At 67.5% G+C, this 17,650-nt stretch carries 16 protein-coding genes and 2 tRNA genes; 5 read left to right on the top strand and 13 right to left on the bottom strand.

The window, feature by feature from the left end; translation table 11 throughout:
- Positions 1-440: 440 nt before the first annotated feature.
- The 8 genes from GA0070216_RS34055 to amcA (GA0070216_RS34740) form a co-directional block, all read right to left on the bottom strand.
- On the bottom strand, positions 441-1,547 hold the full coding sequence (locus GA0070216_RS34055) for a hypothetical protein (protein WP_141723209.1): 1,107 nt from the start codon (positions 1,545-1,547) through the stop codon (positions 441-443).
- Positions 1,548-1,700: 153 nt separating this feature from the next.
- Positions 1,701-3,224 carry an ATP-binding protein gene (locus tag GA0070216_RS34050; protein ID WP_141723208.1) on the bottom strand — a complete coding sequence of 508 codons (1,524 nt, stop codon included), beginning with the start codon at positions 3,222-3,224 and terminating at the stop codon, positions 1,701-1,703.
- A gap of 358 nt (positions 3,225-3,582) precedes the next feature.
- A complete protein-coding gene (locus tag GA0070216_RS26515) occupies positions 3,583-4,215 on the bottom strand; it encodes a helix-turn-helix domain-containing protein (protein ID WP_245722748.1) in 633 nt (210 codons plus the stop codon).
- A 412-nt stretch (positions 4,216-4,627) separates the two neighbouring features.
- On the bottom strand, positions 4,628-5,290 hold the full coding sequence (locus GA0070216_RS26510) for a pentapeptide repeat-containing protein (RefSeq protein ID WP_091251665.1): 663 nt from the start codon (positions 5,288-5,290) through the stop codon (positions 4,628-4,630).
- A gap of 72 nt (positions 5,291-5,362) precedes the next feature.
- On the bottom strand, positions 5,363-5,548 hold the full coding sequence (gene amcA / locus GA0070216_RS26505; protein WP_091251663.1) for a multiple cyclophane-containing RiPP AmcA: 186 nt from the start codon (positions 5,546-5,548) through the stop codon (positions 5,363-5,365).
- Positions 5,545-6,681, bottom strand: coding sequence for a cyclophane-forming radical SAM peptide maturase AmcB (gene amcB / locus GA0070216_RS26500; protein WP_091251714.1), 1,137 nt, complete (start codon positions 6,679-6,681; stop codon positions 5,545-5,547). The genes amcA (GA0070216_RS26505) and amcB overlap by 4 nt, the downstream gene beginning before the upstream one ends.
- Entirely contained in the window at positions 6,678-6,896 is a 219-nt protein-coding gene (locus GA0070216_RS26495; protein ID WP_425413195.1) for a hypothetical protein, read from the bottom strand. The genes amcB and GA0070216_RS26495 overlap by 4 nt, the downstream gene beginning before the upstream one ends.
- A gap of 131 nt (positions 6,897-7,027) precedes the next feature.
- On the bottom strand, positions 7,028-7,189 hold the full coding sequence (gene amcA, locus GA0070216_RS34740; protein WP_176739139.1) for a multiple cyclophane-containing RiPP AmcA: 162 nt from the start codon (positions 7,187-7,189) through the stop codon (positions 7,028-7,030).
- 420 nt (positions 7,190-7,609) lie between these two features.
- Here amcA (GA0070216_RS34740) and GA0070216_RS26490 point away from each other — a divergent pair, with 420 nt between their 5' ends.
- Both GA0070216_RS26490 and GA0070216_RS26485 read left to right on the top strand, forming a co-directional pair.
- Positions 7,610-8,947 (top strand): hypothetical protein, encoded by a 1,338-nt coding sequence (locus GA0070216_RS26490; RefSeq protein ID WP_091251659.1) that lies wholly within the window; start codon positions 7,610-7,612, stop codon positions 8,945-8,947.
- Positions 8,944-9,507, top strand: coding sequence for a flavoprotein (locus GA0070216_RS26485; protein ID WP_091251657.1), 564 nt, complete (start codon positions 8,944-8,946; stop codon positions 9,505-9,507). Before GA0070216_RS26490 ends, GA0070216_RS26485 begins: the two co-directional genes overlap by 4 nt.
- Before the next feature lie 264 nt (positions 9,508-9,771).
- On the opposite strand, the gene GA0070216_RS26480 is transcribed toward GA0070216_RS26485, so the two are convergent.
- A tRNA-Lys gene (locus GA0070216_RS26480) sits at positions 9,772-9,847 on the bottom strand.
- A gap of 186 nt (positions 9,848-10,033) precedes the next feature.
- Between GA0070216_RS26480 and GA0070216_RS26475 the strand changes: the two genes are divergently transcribed.
- Both GA0070216_RS26475 and GA0070216_RS26470 read left to right on the top strand, forming a co-directional pair.
- Positions 10,034-11,308 carry a L,D-transpeptidase gene (locus GA0070216_RS26475; RefSeq protein WP_091251655.1) on the top strand — a complete coding sequence of 425 codons (1,275 nt, stop codon included), beginning with the start codon at positions 10,034-10,036 and terminating at the stop codon, positions 11,306-11,308.
- A 172-nt stretch (positions 11,309-11,480) separates the two neighbouring features.
- A complete protein-coding gene (locus GA0070216_RS26470; protein ID WP_091251712.1) occupies positions 11,481-12,776 on the top strand; it encodes a L,D-transpeptidase in 1,296 nt (431 codons plus the stop codon).
- Between the two features lie 159 nt (positions 12,777-12,935).
- Here the strand turns inward: GA0070216_RS26470 and GA0070216_RS26465 are convergent.
- Positions 12,936-13,008: transfer RNA gene (locus GA0070216_RS26465), tRNA-His, on the bottom strand.
- Between the two features lie 99 nt (positions 13,009-13,107).
- A complete protein-coding gene (gene orn, locus GA0070216_RS26460) occupies positions 13,108-13,698 on the bottom strand; it encodes an oligoribonuclease (RefSeq protein WP_091251653.1) in 591 nt (196 codons plus the stop codon).
- A 73-nt stretch (positions 13,699-13,771) separates the two neighbouring features.
- Between orn and GA0070216_RS26455 the strand changes: the two genes are divergently transcribed.
- The gene (locus tag GA0070216_RS26455; RefSeq protein ID WP_091251651.1) at positions 13,772-15,031 is read left to right on the top strand and encodes a glycosyltransferase family 87 protein; all 1,260 of its coding nucleotides are present in this window, start codon (positions 13,772-13,774) and stop codon (positions 15,029-15,031) included.
- Between the two features lie 171 nt (positions 15,032-15,202).
- On the opposite strand, the gene GA0070216_RS26450 is transcribed toward GA0070216_RS26455, so the two are convergent.
- Positions 15,203-15,934, bottom strand: coding sequence for a YcnI family copper-binding membrane protein (locus tag GA0070216_RS26450; protein WP_091251649.1), 732 nt, complete (start codon positions 15,932-15,934; stop codon positions 15,203-15,205).
- Positions 15,935-15,950: 16 nt separating this feature from the next.
- A complete protein-coding gene (locus GA0070216_RS26445; protein WP_091251710.1) occupies positions 15,951-17,606 on the bottom strand; it encodes a copper resistance CopC/CopD family protein in 1,656 nt (551 codons plus the stop codon).
- Positions 17,607-17,650 lie beyond the last annotated feature (44 nt).

The raw sequence follows: 17,650 nt of genomic DNA, 5'->3' as shown, positions 1-17,650 counted from the left end.
CAGGTCTCGCCCACCCTGCCGGTCACCGGGGCCCAGATCGCGGCGTCGCAATGGCCGCCAGCGAGGTCTTCCCGTCCTGCAGCGCCTTCGGTGTCGTTCTCCAGCCCTGGTGCCGTCGACGGACCGGCTGATCAGCCGACCCGACGCCGCAGTTCCGGGTCTGCGGGTGGAGGTCGGCGACCCGGCTCCCGACGAACTGGCAGGTGAAACTGCAGTCCCAGCTTCTTCAGCAACCGCCAGACTGCTCACCGCAGCCGTCGACCACGACGCGAGCTGCGAACCCCACTCTCGCCGCCATCATCGGCTGAACTTCGTCCCTCCTGTCCGGCTCCGTACGCCCGGGCAGGCTCGACGCACGATGATCCCGGTAAAGCACGCGGATCGCGGCAAATGAGTGTGCCACGACCTGCTCCTTGGCCTCTGAATTAGCCTGGCACTGATCAAAGCCAGTTCGAGGACTGGGACCAGAGGCGCTCACCTGCTTCCCAATCACCAAATTTAGAAATAAATGCGTCGACCTCGTTGCCAACTGCCGCTGTATCGAGGAGTCGATCGACTGGCGGTAGGTGATAAATTCCGGGAACATTGGGGAATATTAGCTGCCGGGCATGGACGGTTCGCACGTCGTTCGGATGCAATGTCTGCCATCGCACATCGAAGCCGCCTTCAGTAAGTCTTGCGAACTCTGTCTTTACGAATTGCTTGTTGGCACCAGCGATGACATTGACAGAGGACAGCTCACTGAGGATCCGGAGCTTGAACTTTCCACGAACCCCGGCAACTAGGTCAAGAAATTTTACGAGCTGGCGGGGCGTAGACCCGATATAACGATCCAACCAAATTGCCTCTTCGGACAAGAAGAGCCGCGACGCGAATCGTCTCGCCGAGTCCTGTAGACTTCGCGGCCAGAATTGACTAGCACCTTCAATCAGTTGCGCGCATCCAGCATGGACAAAATGGGCGGCGCACATAACCTGACCACCATCTCGCGAAAGTAGCGGAGAGAGGTGGACATCCATAGCGTGTGGCTGCGACTTAACACCATTTCGGCGTGTCAGTTGGCGCAGCCTTTGCGCGAGGGCGCCGGTCACCCCAGGTACAACTGATAGGAGGATCGAATCTGCAATACCTGCCTCAACGCAGCCGGCCCTGGATTTCGTAAGCAGTCTTGGAAATGAGCCATATTGATCAAGTGCTTGGCGTGCCTCGCTGCTGCTTTTCCATCCGACAGCAACTAGATCGCCAACAGAGATCTGCGGGGGCGCCACAGTATCGCTGATTGCGTCGGCGATTAGCGATCTGCGCGCAAGGTCCAGCAGGCTAAAACGAGAATCGCTGACTAAGATCACCGCAGGCGACTTTTCTCCGAGCTTCACATTCACGCAATGCCCGTTCAGGACGTCGTTCCACTGACCTCCCGAAGGTCCATTCAGTAGAGTGTCGAAGTCGTCTACAGCTACTAGCCAGGGGTCCGTTCCAGTCAACTGCTCCTGCGCGTCAACGCGAAAGGTCTCGGGCGTCGATGTGCCATCGATAACGATCGCCACAAACCCAGCGGACCTCCAGTCGCGCACAATTAAGGCCAGTAAGGATGTTCGTCCAGAGTCCGACAGTCCTATGAGGTTGATAATGCGGCTCTGCAACATTTTCGAGTGGATCGCCCGTCGCAGTTCCGTCCAAGAAGGAAAGTCGTACACTAATTAGCCCCTTCTTAGGATGCCGAGCCTAAGTCGCCCATCTTCGGTGAGGACTCCGTACTCGACGGCATACGGCGCATCGTCGGGATTGATCAATTCGGTGCCTCCTTCAAGGAGGGGTCGAAGGAGTGGTGCCTCATCTGGGAATAAAGCCATGAACTGCTGAGGTATGTCGCGCGCTAGCTGCGGCGCCGTTTTGGGTCCTGGCCGCTTGGCAACACGCACTACATCCTGGGTGGAGACGGAGTACGGAACCTGCTCCGCCTTCACCCTTCTGTGGATACTAGAACAAGCCGTTCTCGTAACGAGCGGGTGTCCGCCGTAATCATCGAATAGCTGGTGAATAACGGAACCTTCTGTAAAGTTCAACCCCGATCGCCGCCCGAGGGTCCGTACCATGTCGCTAGTCTCTGCAAGGTCCAACGGGCCGAGATAATGGAAGTCGACCATAGCCCAGAGAGGGTTTGGACGCTCCTCAATGAAGGAGCTGCCAAAAAGATCTGCGTCAGTGCCCGCTGTGAGAAGGACGGGGGACTTGCGTGCGCGATTGTTGTGCAGGTCGTCCGTCAGGCCGCGCAGTTGTTGAAGCACACCGATCGTTGCCAACTGCGCCTCACTCGTCGTGGCAGCCTCGAAGGTACGTCCGGGAAGCAGTAGATCGATCTCGTCGATAACTATGAGGACGCCCTCTGCGTTCCTGTGGAGCGCTAGGGCATAATCGAGTTGGTCGACCCAAGCGCTGCGGCTTTGCGAAACAGCGTCAACTGCTTGACTACCTGCTATTCGACTGCCCACGAAGCGAGCTCGGTCGGCCTCGTCAAGCGTCCGCTGCAACAATAGTCGACGGAGGTTGTCCGCCGCTGTCCCTTCGCGTTGGAGGTCAATTTGAATTATTGACCATCCAGCCTCACGCAACTCAAGCGCAATTCGATTGACTAGTGAACTCTTGCCAGCCTTCTTGAGGCCGAAGACCCCAACGTGCTGACCTTGCGTCAATAAGGCCTTAATGCGTTGGATGTCCTGGGACCTGCCGAAGAAGGCCGCCTTGTTGTTGAGGGGGCGAACAAAAGCGAAATGATCAACTCGAGCTAAATGGCCAGCAAGAACTGCAGCCATGCCAGGAGCCGTTCCGGACTGCAATTCCGATCTGTTGACTGGGATTAGGTTGAATCCGAGTCCCTTTTCTTCGTCGGCCCATTGGTCCGGGTTCAGATTGTTTCCGACGAGGATGCACATGTCAGATTCGACGCTCGGCGGCTTAAGTCCATCGGCGACATGATTGAGCAGTCGTGGTTGAACATTCTCGAACTTAGTTGCTACCACAAGAACTTCACGTTCGACGCCGAAGACCTGGCGCAAATCCTTTGGAAGATGGATTCGAATGTTCCACACATTATGCTCGCCCGGACCGACGTATGCATACTCAACTTTTTGTTGATCAAGCCATGCGATGAGCTCAGTGCCGTATTCTAAATTTTTCTTGAGGGCTTCGGCGTTCTGCGCGATCCGTTGATGCGACATCGCCATGACTTCCTCCTGGCTTTATCTCGCGCTCTGCAGCCCTGCTTCCGAGCCAGGCGTGCATAGTACCCCCTGCAGTCGCGTGACCGCGGGCACCTGCGTTCGACAACTTGTGTGGAGATCAGTGCGCTGACCGCCTGCAGCCAAGCAACTTTCCGATTGAACCAGTTGTGATACTCGCGCAACAGGCACGGACGGACATCAACGCGTCCGCTCATCGGCATGAGAGGGTGCATCAGTTGTCCATCTCCGGCGAGACAGGAGGTTCGCTCACCAGCAGAACCCACGGTTGTCGGCGGGTGCCGTCGGCGCTCGGCTACGGCGAGCGACCCTGTCGGTGTGCCTACCTCACTCTCGCTCTGTTCTACCCGTGCTGGTCGGGGGTGTTGAGGATCAGCAGGAACCGGGCTTTGGTGTCGGTGTCGGCGAGTGCGAGCGTCTGGTCCAACACCGCCTGCGCGGCCATCTTCGGTGGCCTGGGCGTACGTCGGTGTTCCCAGCCGAAGACGGCCGCGTCGCTCACTCCCAGCCGTTGAGCGAAGCCGTGGACGGTCATCCGTAGCGCCTCCCGCAACGCGCGGACCTCCCGCTCGGTCCACCGACCGACGACCACCGTCTCACACTGGCACCTTCTCGGCTCCGCCGGTGCGCTCGGCTGCGCCTGAATGGTGGGAGCGATGAGGCGGGCAGCGCGTTGCCGACGCTCGCGGTCACGTGCCGATGCCCGCTGCTCGTGGAAGTCCCGCACCAACGCGGCGACCTGGTCGAAGGCGGCCAACAGCGCCCCGTTGGCACCGACCACGTCGTCGGCGTCGCACCAGAAACCCCGGATGCTCATGTCCCGACCAGTCTCAGCGTTGGCCAGCGTGCTGCGCGAGTAGCAGATCCGCTTGGCCAGTTGCGCCTGCGTCATCCCGGCAGCGGCACGCCATCCGGCCAGCTGCCGGCCAAGATCCTTACGTTGCTCGGCCACCAGCCCCGAGGTGATCCCGTCCACCGAGTCGAACCCTCTCGGCAGTACCGGCGTAGACCCCACTCCCCCACCCCGTCGAGTCGACTGCACACCCACGGTCATCGACGCCCCCACCGGCCCACGAACCGATACCCGAGGGACCAACCAGTCACGGCAAGAGAACCAACCGGCAGAAGTACAGAGTCGTCCGCTACGGCGGTGAACGGCCAGATACGCGCACCGAGCTGCCCACCCAGGACAAAGGCCTGGGCATCAGCACCGTCGGAGCGCCCCACCGCGAACGCGGTCGTATCGACGTCCAACCTCACCGGCAACGCCGCCGCCCCCGCGGCTGCGGCCGGTAGCCCACGACTGACATTCCACCGTGCCACTGCGAAACCAACAGACCCGACGAGCGCGGTCACAAGCCGTCCGACGGGCACTCCCCATCCGAAGATCATTGAGCCCGCACCGCGAGGTGGAGTTCACCGACAGCCAGGTGGGTCAGGTCAGGCAACTGCTCCTCGGTGAGCGTGACCCCGTACAGGTTCGCGAGAGCGGTCTTCAGGCCACGCAGCGAGTTACCCCGTAGGTCGGCACCCTGGAGCTGACTCGACGCCAGTTCGAGGCGAGCCAGCTGGCACGATCTCAGGACGACCTTGGGGAGCCGGCAGGAGGACCAGGTGGCGTCGGTGAGAATGCAGTCGACGAACGCCACCGCCCCGCCAGCGGCGACCCGGCTGAAGGTGGCGTAGTCGAAGCGGCAGCCGTCGAACAGGACATCCTTGAGACGGACGTCGGTGAGCCGCGCACCGGTGAACCGCGACCCTGTGATGACGCTGCGTTCGATGCTGAGCCCGGACAGGTTGGCGCCGGAGAAGTCGGTGCGGACGATCTCGCAGCCGAAGACCGTTCCCCCTTCCCAGGTGCTCTCGCTGAGGTCCGAGCCGGTGATCCGGCTACCCCGAACACGGACCTCGTCGAGGGCGACACCCCGCCAGGAGGCGTTGTCGACATGGAGGTCGGTGAGATCAACATCGGGCTCGGTGGTGCTGTCGAGATCGTCGGGGTCGAGATCGGGAAGCAGGATCGTCACGTCGCCGACTGCGGTGGTTCGCATGGGTCCTCTACCTGTTGGACGGCCACGCGGGAGGTCGCACCACGTGGCGGGAGGGTCTGCCGAATCAGCGGGTCACTTCGTCTTCTTGTTCCAGTTATCCCAGCCCGGACGGCTGTCGAACTTGCCGCGGTTGTCCCAGCTGGGCCGGTTGTCGAACTTGGCCGCGTCGATTGACGTTACCGTCTGTTCTGGGTCCAATCCGAGGCGGACGAGGTGCTCCGGCGCAGCGTTGACCAGGGCGGCAAGGGCGTTGGTCATGCTCTTCCTCCGTGGGGGGTGAGGTGGTCGGCGGTGGCGCGGACGAGAGCCTGGCGGGTGGTACGGCAGTAGAGGGTCTCGCGGGCGGTGAAGGTGTGGTGCTCGAAGTAGCGGTTGCCGGCCTGCGCACCTCGGCAGAAGTCGTAGAACTCGCACCGGTCGGCGCAGTCGTTGAGCGCGCTGACGAACTCGGTGATGTAGCGCAGGCCACCGGCCCGGGCGAGCATCGCGCTGATCGGCTCGGCCACCACGTTGCCGGCGATGAAGTCCCCATACTCCGGGTCGGTGATGCCGAGCAGTTCCGGCGACAGGAGTACGACTTGGCCGTCGCAGGAGACCGTGGGGATCGGTTCGTACGGCGTGTGTTCGACCTGTCCGGCGCGGGCGGCGGCGAGGTAGTCCGCCAAACGGTCCAGATCGCGGATACGCAAACGGCTACCGTCGACGCGGCGCCGCACGAGCTGCCGCCAGAACCGGTACGCGGAGCCCTCCGACACGGGCAGCCGGGCTGCGCCTTCCTGCTCCTCGATGTTGAAGCCCACCGACCGGCACCCGGGCAGACCGGTGAAGAACTCAACGAGGTCGTCGGCGTGGTCGATGGTCTCCGGGGTGACGACACAGATCACCGAGTACTCCAGACCCGCGTCAGCGAGCACCTGAACGCCGCGCATCGTGCGGTCGACCGTCGGCCTACCGGCGCGGTCGACCCGGTTACGGTTCAGGGTGCCAGGGCCGTCCACGCTGACACCGATCTCGAATCGGTAAGCGGCAAACAGGTCACACCACCGCTGGTCGATCAGGGTGGCGTTGGTCTGGATCTCGTGACGCACCCGCCCCGTTCGCCGTAGCGGCTCGAAGGCGGTGAGCAGGTTCCGGAAGTGGCCGATCGGCGTGGCGGTGGGCTCACCTCCGTGCCAGACGACGCTGACGGGATGCTCGCTGCCCTGCTGCTCGATCGAGGTGGCACAGGCCCGCGCCACCTCCACGGTCATGAGACGGCGGGACCGGCGGTCAGGCAGGTAGCAGTAGGCGCAGTCGAGGTTGCAGAAGCTCGTCGGCTGCACGACCAGGGTGTGAAACACCTCAGCGATCGCCGACCGCCCTACAGCGGTGATCACACCGATGCCGCTCACCATCGCGCCTCCCTCGAAGACACTGGTGCGTCGGTCGTCGCCCCGGGAGAGCCGGCGCGTCGCCTGGCCCAGTCGACGAAGGGGTCGAACAGGTCCTCACAGTCACTCGTCCCGCTGGCGTCGGCCTGGCTCAGGTCGTCGATGGCCTCGTGCAGACATCCGGCCAGATAGAGGAACAGGCCGATCCGATTGCCCGCGTACTCCGTCAGGAGCACATTCCTGGCCCCGTCGCAGGGCCATGAATGGCCGCAGGCGCGACAGCCCCAGTGCGGACGCGACGGCACATGCTCATGGCCCATCCGGCCGCAACAGCCCGCCGCAGTCGCCGGAGGACTCTGGTTGATGCTCACCGGCGGATCTCCCCTCGGGCCCGCTGCGCGAAGAACCGACGCCACACGTAGGTCAACAGCGGCGGATCCGCCGTTCCCGCCAGCACAGGTCCTGTCGACGCCGGTGGACCGGGCCGCTCCTGCTGGCCCCTCGCATAGCGGGAGACGTACACGGTCATACCCGCTCCCCCGTCACGACACGTCCTTCGCAGCGGTGGGTCCACCAAGGCCCGGTGGACCCACCGCTGCCGGCCGGCGGCTCGGGAGCGAGGTGACCGCCACCCGCCCACGCAGCCCTTCTGGCGGTACGCGGACGAGGAGTCACCAGTGCTGCCGGCGGACTGGCCGGTGACAGCAGTTGCGGAGGCGTCGGGTCGCGTTCCGGCCTGTCACCGCTCGGCACATCCATCCGAAGCTCCCTGCTCTGAGACTGCCGCTGACCTACCGGCGCGCCCTGGGAAGGCGGCCCGGTACACCCACCCTCGCCCGGGGCAGGGCATGCGCGGAATGTCCTGTCGGTGCACCGCCGGTGCACCTGCGGTAACCCCATGTGCCGCTACGATCACCAGGCAGGAGACGGTCCGTCGGGAGGACGTGCGATGACTCCGATCACGACCTGGACCGGCCGGGACGCCACCGCCCTACGCCAAGCAGCGCGGATGAGCGTCACCGCCTTCGCCGAGCACCTGGGCGCGGCCCGCCGGACGGTGGCCAAGTGGAGCAGCCAGGGCGACAACGTCATCCCCCGCGCCGACATGCAAGCCGCGCTGGACACCGTGCTGACCCGAGCCACACCCGAGGTCCGCGAACGCTTCGCAGCCCTGCGGGCGACGGGCACCAACGGTGCAGCCGCGAGCACCACGCCACCACACCCCGGCCCAGATGCCGATACTGGTGAGGACAGCCACCACAGCCCGGACTCGGATGGTGACGTGCAACGGCGAGACTTCCTGCGCAGCGCTGCGGTCAGCGTCGCTGCTGCCCCCGGCGTCGGGCCGGTGCTCGACGCGCTCGTCTCGCCCCAACAACAGCCCGCCACGGTGTTGTCCGTGCAGCAGCTCTCCGGCAAGGTGGCCGCCGTCAAACGCGACTACCAGGCATGCCGATACGAACGGGTCCTCGACCGGCTCGGCACGCTGTTACCCGCTCTCGAACCCGCCAGGACGGACGCGGAGGGCACGCAGCAACGGCAGGTCGACGTCCTGGCCGCCGAGCTGTACCACGTCGTCGGTAGCGTCCTGCTCAAGCTGGGCGACCGTGCAATGGCCCTGGTCGCCGCAGAGCGGAGCACCCGCGCCGCCGCGACGAGCCAGGACCCGGTGGCCGTCGCCGCGAGCGCACGGATCATGGCCCACGCCCTGATGAGCAACAACCACGACGAGCAGGCCGTGACCCTCGCCGCAGACGCCGCCGGCGTACTCGACCGGGATACGGGCCTCGCGTCGACCGACGCGGTCGCCGTGTACGGCGCCCTCGTCCTACGCGGTGCCGTCGCCGCAGCCCGCCGCGACGACCGGGACACCGCACACACCATGCTCGACGAGGCGACCCGCGCCGCGACCCGACTCGGCTACGACGGCAACGACCGGTGGACCGGCTTCGGTGCCACCAACGTCCTGCTGCACCGAGTGAACATCGCCCTCACCCTCGGCGACGCCGGTACCGCCATCACCATCGCCCGCACCATCCCTCTCGGCAAGGTGACCCTCGCCGAACGCAAAGCCGCCCTCTACGTCGACGTGGCCCGCGCCTACACCCAGTGGGGACGCCACGAACAGGGCCTCAACGCCCTCCGCACCGCGTACGAGGTGGCACCCGAAGAGATCCGCTGCCGCCCAGCGGTCCACCGCCTCACCAACGACCTCGCCCACCTCGCCACCGGCCCGGTACGCGCCGCCGTCGTCGACTTCGCCCGGACCGCCGGGATCCCCCGGTGACCGCAGGGCACCTCCAGATCGTCGTCTGCGCCGCCAGCCCCGCACCCGACGTCACCATCCTGATCAACACCGCACACCAACAGTCCTGGACCACCGCGGTCACCGCCACACCCCACGCGATGGACTTCATCGACATCCCAGCCATCGAAGAACTGACCGGGGCACCCGTGCGATCCGACTACCAGACATCGCCGGGCGTCCGCCGCTCGCTACCCACCGCCGACGCACTGGTCATCGCACCCGCGACCTACAACTCGATCAACAAGATCGCCCTCGGCCTCGCCGACAACTACGCCATGACCACCATCGCCGAACTCATCGGACGACACATACCCACCGTCATCGTCCCCTTCGTCAACACCGCCCTCGCCACCCGACACCCCTACCGCCGCGCCGTCACCAGCCTCCGCGACGAAGGCATACACATCCTCCTCGGACCCGACCACGACTGGGAACCACACCCACCCGGCACCGGCAACGACCGCAGGCTCGCATTCCCCTGGACCACGGCGTTCCACGCAGCCGCCGCACTCGCTGAGGAGAAACAGCCGCGGAAATAAGCAGCCCGGTGTCAACCCCGATCACATCCGTCGACCGACGGCCCGGTACCCACACCACCCGGGCATGCAGCAAGATCATCAGACGACGGCCGGAAGAACGCATAGGCCAGGCTGGGCGGCTCCGACGTCCACCCACATGCCGGTCGTCCACCGACAGCCGTAGCGGTCCAACGGCTCCCGAGCACCCACCGAGACACCGAACCACCGGCAGAAACACCAAAAGGCTCCGACCCAGGGAGAAACCCCAGGTCAGAGCCTTTTTGGTGGTGCGCCGCCAGGGACTCGAACCCCGAACCCGCGGATTAAGAGTCCGCTGCTCTGCCAGTTGAGCTAGCGGCGCTCGTTGGCAACGGAGAAAACATAGCACGGGCCGTGAGCGGGGTTCCAATCCGATACCCGGCTCCACTCTTCGGGCGAGCTTAACGGGCAAAAGGCTTCAGATCCCCCTGATGGAGGCCGTCCGGGATCGAGCCGGTGGTCAGCATGGGGCACGATGTCCGCCAGGTACGCGAGAACAGAGGTGGGGATGGGCAGGTTCACGCGGGGCGGGGCGATGGCGGGCGCTCTCGTCCTGGCGGCGTCGCTGGCTCTAGCCGGCTGCGGCGGCGACCAGAAGAAGGAAGCCGAGTTCGTCAGCGGCACCGGGGCTTCGCCCAGTACCGAGGCGGTGACCCCGGCGCAGTCCGACGGGGCGTCGCCGTCGGCGCCGGTGGCGGGCGGCCTGACGGTCAGTCCGGCCGACGGGGCGAAGAGCAAACCGGTCAGCACCGAGATCAGCGTCGGCCTCCCGGGCGGCGGGAAGGTCTCCTCGGTCATCCTCACCACGGGTGACGGCAAGCAGGTCGACGGCAAGCTGCGAGTGGACGGTAGCTCCTGGGTGCCGTCGTCGGCCCTGAAGTACGGCACCAAGTACAAGGCCACGGTGACCGGCGCCGGCGCCGACGGCCAGCCCCGGCAGGGGGTGAGCACGTTCACCACGATGGCCAAACCGAACTCGATGATCGGCTCCGGTCTCTACCTCTTCGACGACCGGACCTACGGCGTGGCCATGCCGGTGGTGGCCGAGTTCAGTCCGGGCATCCCGAAGAAGGACCGGGCGGCCGTCCAGAAGCGGATGTTCGTCAAGACCGATCCGCCGCAGCCGGGCGCCTGGCACTGGGTGTCCAGCGGCACCCAGGCGTACTACCGGGGGCCGGAGTACTGGCAGCCGGGGACGACGCTGAGCGTCCGCATCGCGCTGGCCGGGATTCCGCTGAGCAACGGCCGGTACGGCAACATCGACCGGTCGGCGACCGCCAAGATCGGGCGGTCCTTCGAGATGAAGGTGGACAACACCACCAAGCAGATGGAGGTCTTCCAGGACGGCCAGTTGATCAAGACGCTGCCGGTCAGCCTGGGCAAGAAGAGCACTCCCTCCTCCAGCGGCACCATGGTGGTGATGGAGAAGAAGGAGAAGACCGTCTTCGACACCATGGACGAGCCGGACCCGGCCAACCAGTACCGCACCGAGATCGACTTCGCCCAGCGGCTGACCTGGGGCGGCGAGTACATCCACGCGGCACCGTGGTCCGAGGGGGTGCAGGGCCGGCGGAACGTCTCGCACGGCTGCGTCAACGTGTCGATGGCCATGGGCCGTTGGCTCTTCGCCCAGACGAAGGTGGGGGACCCGATCACGGTCAAGGGCACCCCGCGCAAGCTCGAACCGGGTAACGGTTGGACGGCGTGGAGCCTGACCTGGGACGAGTTCGTCAAGGGCAGTGCGCTGCCGGTTCCGCAGGGCGGCTCGGGTCCGCTGGTCTGACCACCGGTCCGGGGCGGCGCTGGTCGCCGCCCCGGACCGGCACGGGCCGGTGACCCATCGTCATCGCACCCCGCTCGGCGGCGTGTTTCAGTTCACCCTTCGCAACCGACGGGCGTGCCGCCGCGTCTGTGAGGGACGATGGGACATCGGGGAACACGACTGTGAGGGAATCATGCGAGTTGTCCAGGACCACCTGACCGGGCGTACCGGTCGCCGCCGGGTGCTCGCGGCGGGGGTCCTCGCCGCGGCGCTGGCCCTCACCTCCGCTTGCACCGGCTCGGGCGGCGACAAGCCGTCGAGCTGGCAGGGCGGCGGCGAGGAGAGCACGCCGAAGGCCACCGCGACGATCACCGAACCGAAGGCCGACGCCACCGACGTCCCGGCCTCCACCGGCATCGTCTTCACCGCCAAGGACGCCAAGGACACCACCGTCGCGCTCACCGACGCGGCCGGCAAGGCCGTCGAGGGCAAGCTCGCCGCGGACGGCGCGAGTTGGCTCCCCAGCGGCACCCTGGAGTACGGGGAGAAGTACACCGCCACCGTGACGGCGACCGGGGAGGACGGCAAGCCGGCGACGGCGACCAGCGCCTTCACCGTGATGGCCAAGCCGGACAAGCAGGTGCGGGTCACCAGCTTCCTCGGCGACAACCAGGTGGTCGGCGTGGGCATGCCGTTGATCGTGAAGTTCGGTCGGGCCGTCCCGGAGGACTACCGCGACGACGTGCAGCGCCGGATGACGGTCACCAGCACCCCGGCCCAGGAGGGCGTCTGGCACTGGGTCAGCCCCACCGAGGTCCGCTACCGGCCGAAGGAGTTCTGGCAGCCGGGCACCACGGTCTCGTACCGGGTGCAGGCCGGCGGGCTGCCGATGGGCGACGGCTGGTACGGCCGGTCCGACCTGACCGTGGACGTCAAGATCGGCCCGTCGGTGGTGATGCAGGTCGACAACAAGAACAAGCGGATGACCGTCAGCAAGGACGGCAGGGTCGTCAAGACGATCCTGGTCAGCCTCGGCAAGAAGAGCACCCCGTCGTCCAGCGGCACGATGGTGGTGATCGAGAAGCTCCGCAAGACGGTCTTCGACACGATGGCGGAGCTGGGCCCGGAGGAGGGCTACCGCACCAAGATCGACTATGCCCAGCGGCTGACCTGGGGTGGCGAGTTCATCCACGCCGCCCCCTGGTCGGAGGGGCAGCAGGGCAGCACCAACGTCTCGCACGGCTGCGTGAACGTGTCGATGAAGGACGGCGCCTGGCTGTTCGCCAACACGAAGATCGGCGACCCGATCACGGTCAAGGGCACCGAACGCAAGCTCCAGAACGGCAACGGCTGGACCGACTGGAACATGAGCTGGGACCAGTACGTCAAGGGCAGCGCCCTGCCGTACGACCCGGACGCCGGGCAGCCGGACGCCGCCGCCTCCCCGGACGACACCACCGGGACGCCGAGCGCCGAGCCGACGCCCTGACCCCTCCGGCAGACCACGGACCGGCCCCCGCCTGGCGGCGGGGGCCGGTGTGCGTCCGGGGCGGCCGTGCGGGGGGTCGACCCCTGTCCGACCCCGGAAACGACGCAAGCCCCCTCGGGTGAGGGGGCTTGCGTCGCGGTGGAACAGATCCACCAACCGGGTGACTGATGGGAATTGAACCCACGACAACCGGGACCACAACCCGGTGCTCTGCCAACTGAGCTACAGCCACCATGCCGTCCGCGCCGGTTTCCCGGGCGGGTGCGGACTAATAATAGCCACACCCGGGCGGGGGCCGTCCAGCGGGTTCCATCCGTCGACGGGCACCGGCCTAGAGCTGCGCGGCGATCGCCTTCGCCGTCTCCACGTCCGGGCCGGGCAGCGGCACGAACAGGGTGCGCCGGTAGTACTCCAACTCCCGGATGCTCTCCTGGATGTCGGCCAGGGCCCGGTGCGCCAGCCCCTTACGCGGCTGACCGAAGTACACCCGGGGGTACCAGCGCCGGCACAGCTCCTTGATCGACGACACGTCGATCATGCGGTAGTGCAGGTGGGCGTCGAGCCGGGTCATGTCCCGGGCGATGAAGCCCCGGTCGGTGGCGATCGAGTTGCCGCACAGCGGCGCGGTACGCGGGTCCTTGACGTGGCTGGTGACGTACTCCAGGACCAGGTCCTCGGCCTCGGCGAGGGTGACCGTGGAGCGGCGCACCTCCTCGGTCAGGCCGGACTTGGCGTGCATGGTGCGGACGACCTCCGGCATCGCCTCCAGGGCCGCCTCGTCGGCGTGGATGACCACGTCCACACCCTCACCCAGCACGTTGAGGTCGGGGTCGGTGACCAGTGCGGCCACCTCGATCAGCTTGTCGCTGCCGAGGTCGAGCCCGGTCATCTCACAGTCGATCCAGACGAGAAGGTCAGCCACCGGGACAGCCTACGCGCAGCCCAGGTCCCCGCGCCTCGGCACTGTCGCGGGGTGGGACCGCTAGGGTTTCCCCGTGCCCGCCGAATCCGTCGCTTCCCCCGTCAGCGCCCCGGAGGACCAGCGAAGCCGTACGGCCCGCCGGGTCGTCACGGTGTTGGCGCTGGCGGCCGTGCTGCCGGCGCTCTACCTGCCGGGCCTGGTGCACGACTTCTTCGACCTGAAGATCTACATGCGGGCGATGGACTGGTGGGCGTCCGGGCATCCGCTCTACGACTATGTGCAGCCCGACCGGGTGCAGGGTGAGCTGTACTTTACGTACCCGCCGTTCAGCGCCCTGCTGCTGCGGCCGTTCGGGATGCTGCCGCTGGGCCTGACCATCGTCATCTTCACGGCGCTGACCTGCGTCGCCGTCGTGGTCACCACCCGGTGGCTGGTGCTACCGGTGATCGCCCGGCACGGTCTGCACCGGACGTTCGCGCTCACCGTGGCGGTGCTGCTGGTCCTCGCGGTGGAGAGCACCCGGGAGACGATCACCTTCGGCCAGATCAACATGCTGCTGGTGGTGCTGATTCTGGCCGATCTGCTCTTCGCCGTACCGGGGGCGCGGCGGTGGGCCGGGGTGGGCGTCGGGCTGGCCACGGCGCTCAAGCTCTTTCCGGGCATCTTCATCGTCTACCTGCTGGTGACCCGGCGGTGGCGGGCGGCCGTGGTGGCGAGTGTCACGGCGGCGGCGGCGACGCTGTTGGCCGCCGCGGTGGCACCCGGCGACTCGTGGCGGTTCTGGACCCACGAGCTGTGGGCCACCGACCGGGTCGGGCGCACCGACTACACCGGCAACCAGTCGCTGTTCGGGCTGCTCAGCCGGATCGACGCGCCGCAGGAGCCGAACCGGCTGCTCTGGCTCGTCCTGGTCGTGGCGATCCTCGGGTACGGGTTGTGGCGGGCGGCCCGCGCCGCCGCAGCCGGCGACTGGTTGACCGGCCTCACCCTCACCGGGCTGGTCGGTGGGCTGGTCAGCCCGATCACCTGGACCCACCACATCTACTGGTTCATTCCGGCGGTGGTGGTGCTGGTGGACGTCGCGCTCGACGCCGACCGGGAGACCGAGGCGGGGGCGCGACGCCGTCGGCGGCTGCTCACCCTGGCCACCGGCACCGGCCTGGTGATCGTCTACGGGGTGGTCTCGTTCTATGACTGGGGGGTGGCGCCGGCCCGCACGGACAACCCCTGGGAGTTCCTGCTCCGCAACGCGTACGTGCTGCTGGCGCTGTTGCTGCTGGCGCTGCTTCCGATCCGGCGGGACCCGCTGCCGACCGCCCGGTCGACCGCTTAAACGGACAGATATTCCCTTATCCGGCTTTTGGCGCTAATCTGGTGTCAGCCGGTCACGGCCCGCAGCGCACCGATCCCCCGGTGAAGACGGCCCTCCGCGTCGGCAGCGCGGAGGGCCGTCACCGTGTCCGGCCCGCCGGACGGATCCGACGGGCCGGTGGGGCGGTAAGGGTCAGGACTTCGGCGTCGGCTCCCGCCGGGTCCGGGCGAAGGCCAGCCCGCCCAGGGCGAGCCCGCCGAGCCCGGCCAGCAGACCGACGACACCCAGCACGGTCACCGTCGAACCCGAGTCGTCGTCATCATCGTCGTCCTTCGCCGCCGTCGCGGCCGACGCCGGGGCGGCCGAGGGAGACGCGGCCGCCGCCGCCAGGGCCAGCACCGGCGCCGGGTTCTCCGGCTCCTCGGCACCCGGCGTGGGCTCCTCGATCCAGCGCGACACGTTGCCGTCGGAGTAGGTCTGGAGCGTCTTGAGGACCATCTTGTCCACCTGCGGCAGCGGACCCAACGAGATCGGGAACTCCTGGAACTCGCCCGGCTTGACACCCCCACCGGCGGCGGCCGTCCAGGTCAGCTTGGACACCGCCTCGGTGAGCTGGCTGCCGTGCACCTCGATCGGCGGGTCCACCTTGCGCTTCTCCACCGCGACCGTCCACCCCGGCACCGGCATCGTGGAGACCGAACCGACCGGGGCGTTCTCCGGCAGGTTCACCTCGATCTTGACGGTGGAGGCGGTGTCGCTCTCGTTGGGCACCCGCAGGGCGAACCGACCGTAGCTGCCCTGGGTCGCCTCCTTCGGGTTGACCGTGACGTGCGCCGCGGCGGGCCCGGCGAAGCCGAGCACCGTGGCGGCGACGGCGGTGAGGGTGAGCGCGGCGGCGGATGCGGAACGCCGGAGACGGATCATCTGGGACGGGCCCTTCTTACTTGATCGGCACGGTGGCGGTCACCGTGGCCTGGTCGATGTCGGACGTGCGGACCGTGAAGCGCAGTTGCCACTCCCCCGCCGACGGGAAGCTGAACTCCCCCGTCGCGTGGTTGTCGGTGAGCTTGAGCAACGGAATGTCGATCGGCTCCACCCCGGCCGAGGGCAGCGCGGCGGTGGCCTTCCACTCCACCACCGGCTGCGGCCGGTTGTCCGGCGTGTACGCGTACAGGTGCATCGAGTTGTTGCCCCGCTCGGCCGGGTCCAGCTCCACCTGGAGCGACAGGATCGGGCTGGTCAGCGTGGTCGAGTAGTAGCCGGCGTCCGCGCCGGAGCCGCCGTCGACGGCGGTCCGGGCCGGTGGGGTCTGCACCAGGGTCGCCGTGACGCCGAGGATCACCGCGGTGATCGCCAACTCCACCCAGACCGCGCGCCGCACCGGCACCGGCCGGGCCGCCGCGGTCCGCCGTCGCACCAACTGCCGGGAGTACGCGGCCACCCCCACCACCAGCGCGAACAGCCCGATCTTGGCGAGCAGCAGCCGACCGTACGTGGTGCCGGTGAGGGCCTGGAGGGTGGCCACCTCGATCAGCCCCTGCACGACGCCGGCCAGCAGCAGCGCCGCCACCGCCAGCGCCGCCCAGCGGGACCAGATCGGCAGGATCGCCCTCAGCTCCCGCTCGTCGGCCTGGCGCAGCAGGAACCCGGCCAGCATCACCAGACCGCCCAACCAGACCGCCATGCTGCCCAGGTGCACCGCGTCGACGAGGACCGACACCGCCGGCGCCGGGGAGGCCGCCGGGTGCCCGGCCAGTGGCCAGGTGAACAGCCCGGCCACCCCCAGCCCGGTCAGGATGATCCCGTCGGTTCGACCCACCGGCCCCCGGGTCAACGGCCGGAGCAGGAACACCGCCGCCGCGAGCAGGCCCAACCGGATCAGGTGGGCGGTGCCGTACCCGCTGCCCAGCACCTCGGACAGGCCCTCACCGGTGACGTCGAACAACCCCCCACCGGCGGTGTACGGCACCTGCATCCACACCTCGGCCGCCGTCGCGACGGCAAGCAGCCCCGCGCCGGACCAGAGCAGCCGGGCGGGCCCCCGCCGGGGCAGCCGCAGCGGCCAGAGCGCGGCCAGTACCAGCGCCGGGCCGACCACCAGCAGCAGACCCGCGTACCCCAGGTACTTCGTCACCTTCACGCCCACGCCGACCACCGGGTCGGCCCGGCTGTCCGACCCGGCGTCGGTCGGCGGCGTCGACGGCGCCCCCACCGAGTAGGTGAACGCCCCGGAGACCGGGTGGCTGTCGGCGGAGATCACCCGGTAGCTGACCAGGTAGGTGCCCTGTGGGCCGGCCGGGTCCACCCCGATCGTCACCACCGAGCCCTCGAAACGGGGCTCGCCCCGGTCGGCCCGGGAGCCGTCCGGCGCGATGACCCGCACCTTGTCGGGCACCTTGCGGACCGACTCGCTGAACGTCAGCACCACCTCTGACGGGGCGCTCGGCACCACTGCCGAGGCCACCGGGCTGCTGCTGGACAGCACGGCGTGGGCGCTGGCCGACCCGGCCGGGGCGAGCAGCAGGGCGACGAGGGTGATCAGTAGGCCGGCAGCGGCACCCACGCGGGCCAGCCAGCGACGATCGACGGCGTTCATCCCGCCATGCTCGCTGACCGGAGGCCGGAACGCCCACCCGGCCA

Source organism: Micromonospora matsumotoense (genome assembly GCF_900091525.1).
GTDB classification, from domain to species: Bacteria; Actinomycetota; Actinomycetes; order Mycobacteriales; family Micromonosporaceae; genus Micromonospora; species Micromonospora matsumotoensis.
The sequence above is the reverse complement of the archived record's forward strand: the minus strand, read 5'-3'. Positions and strand labels throughout refer to the sequence as shown.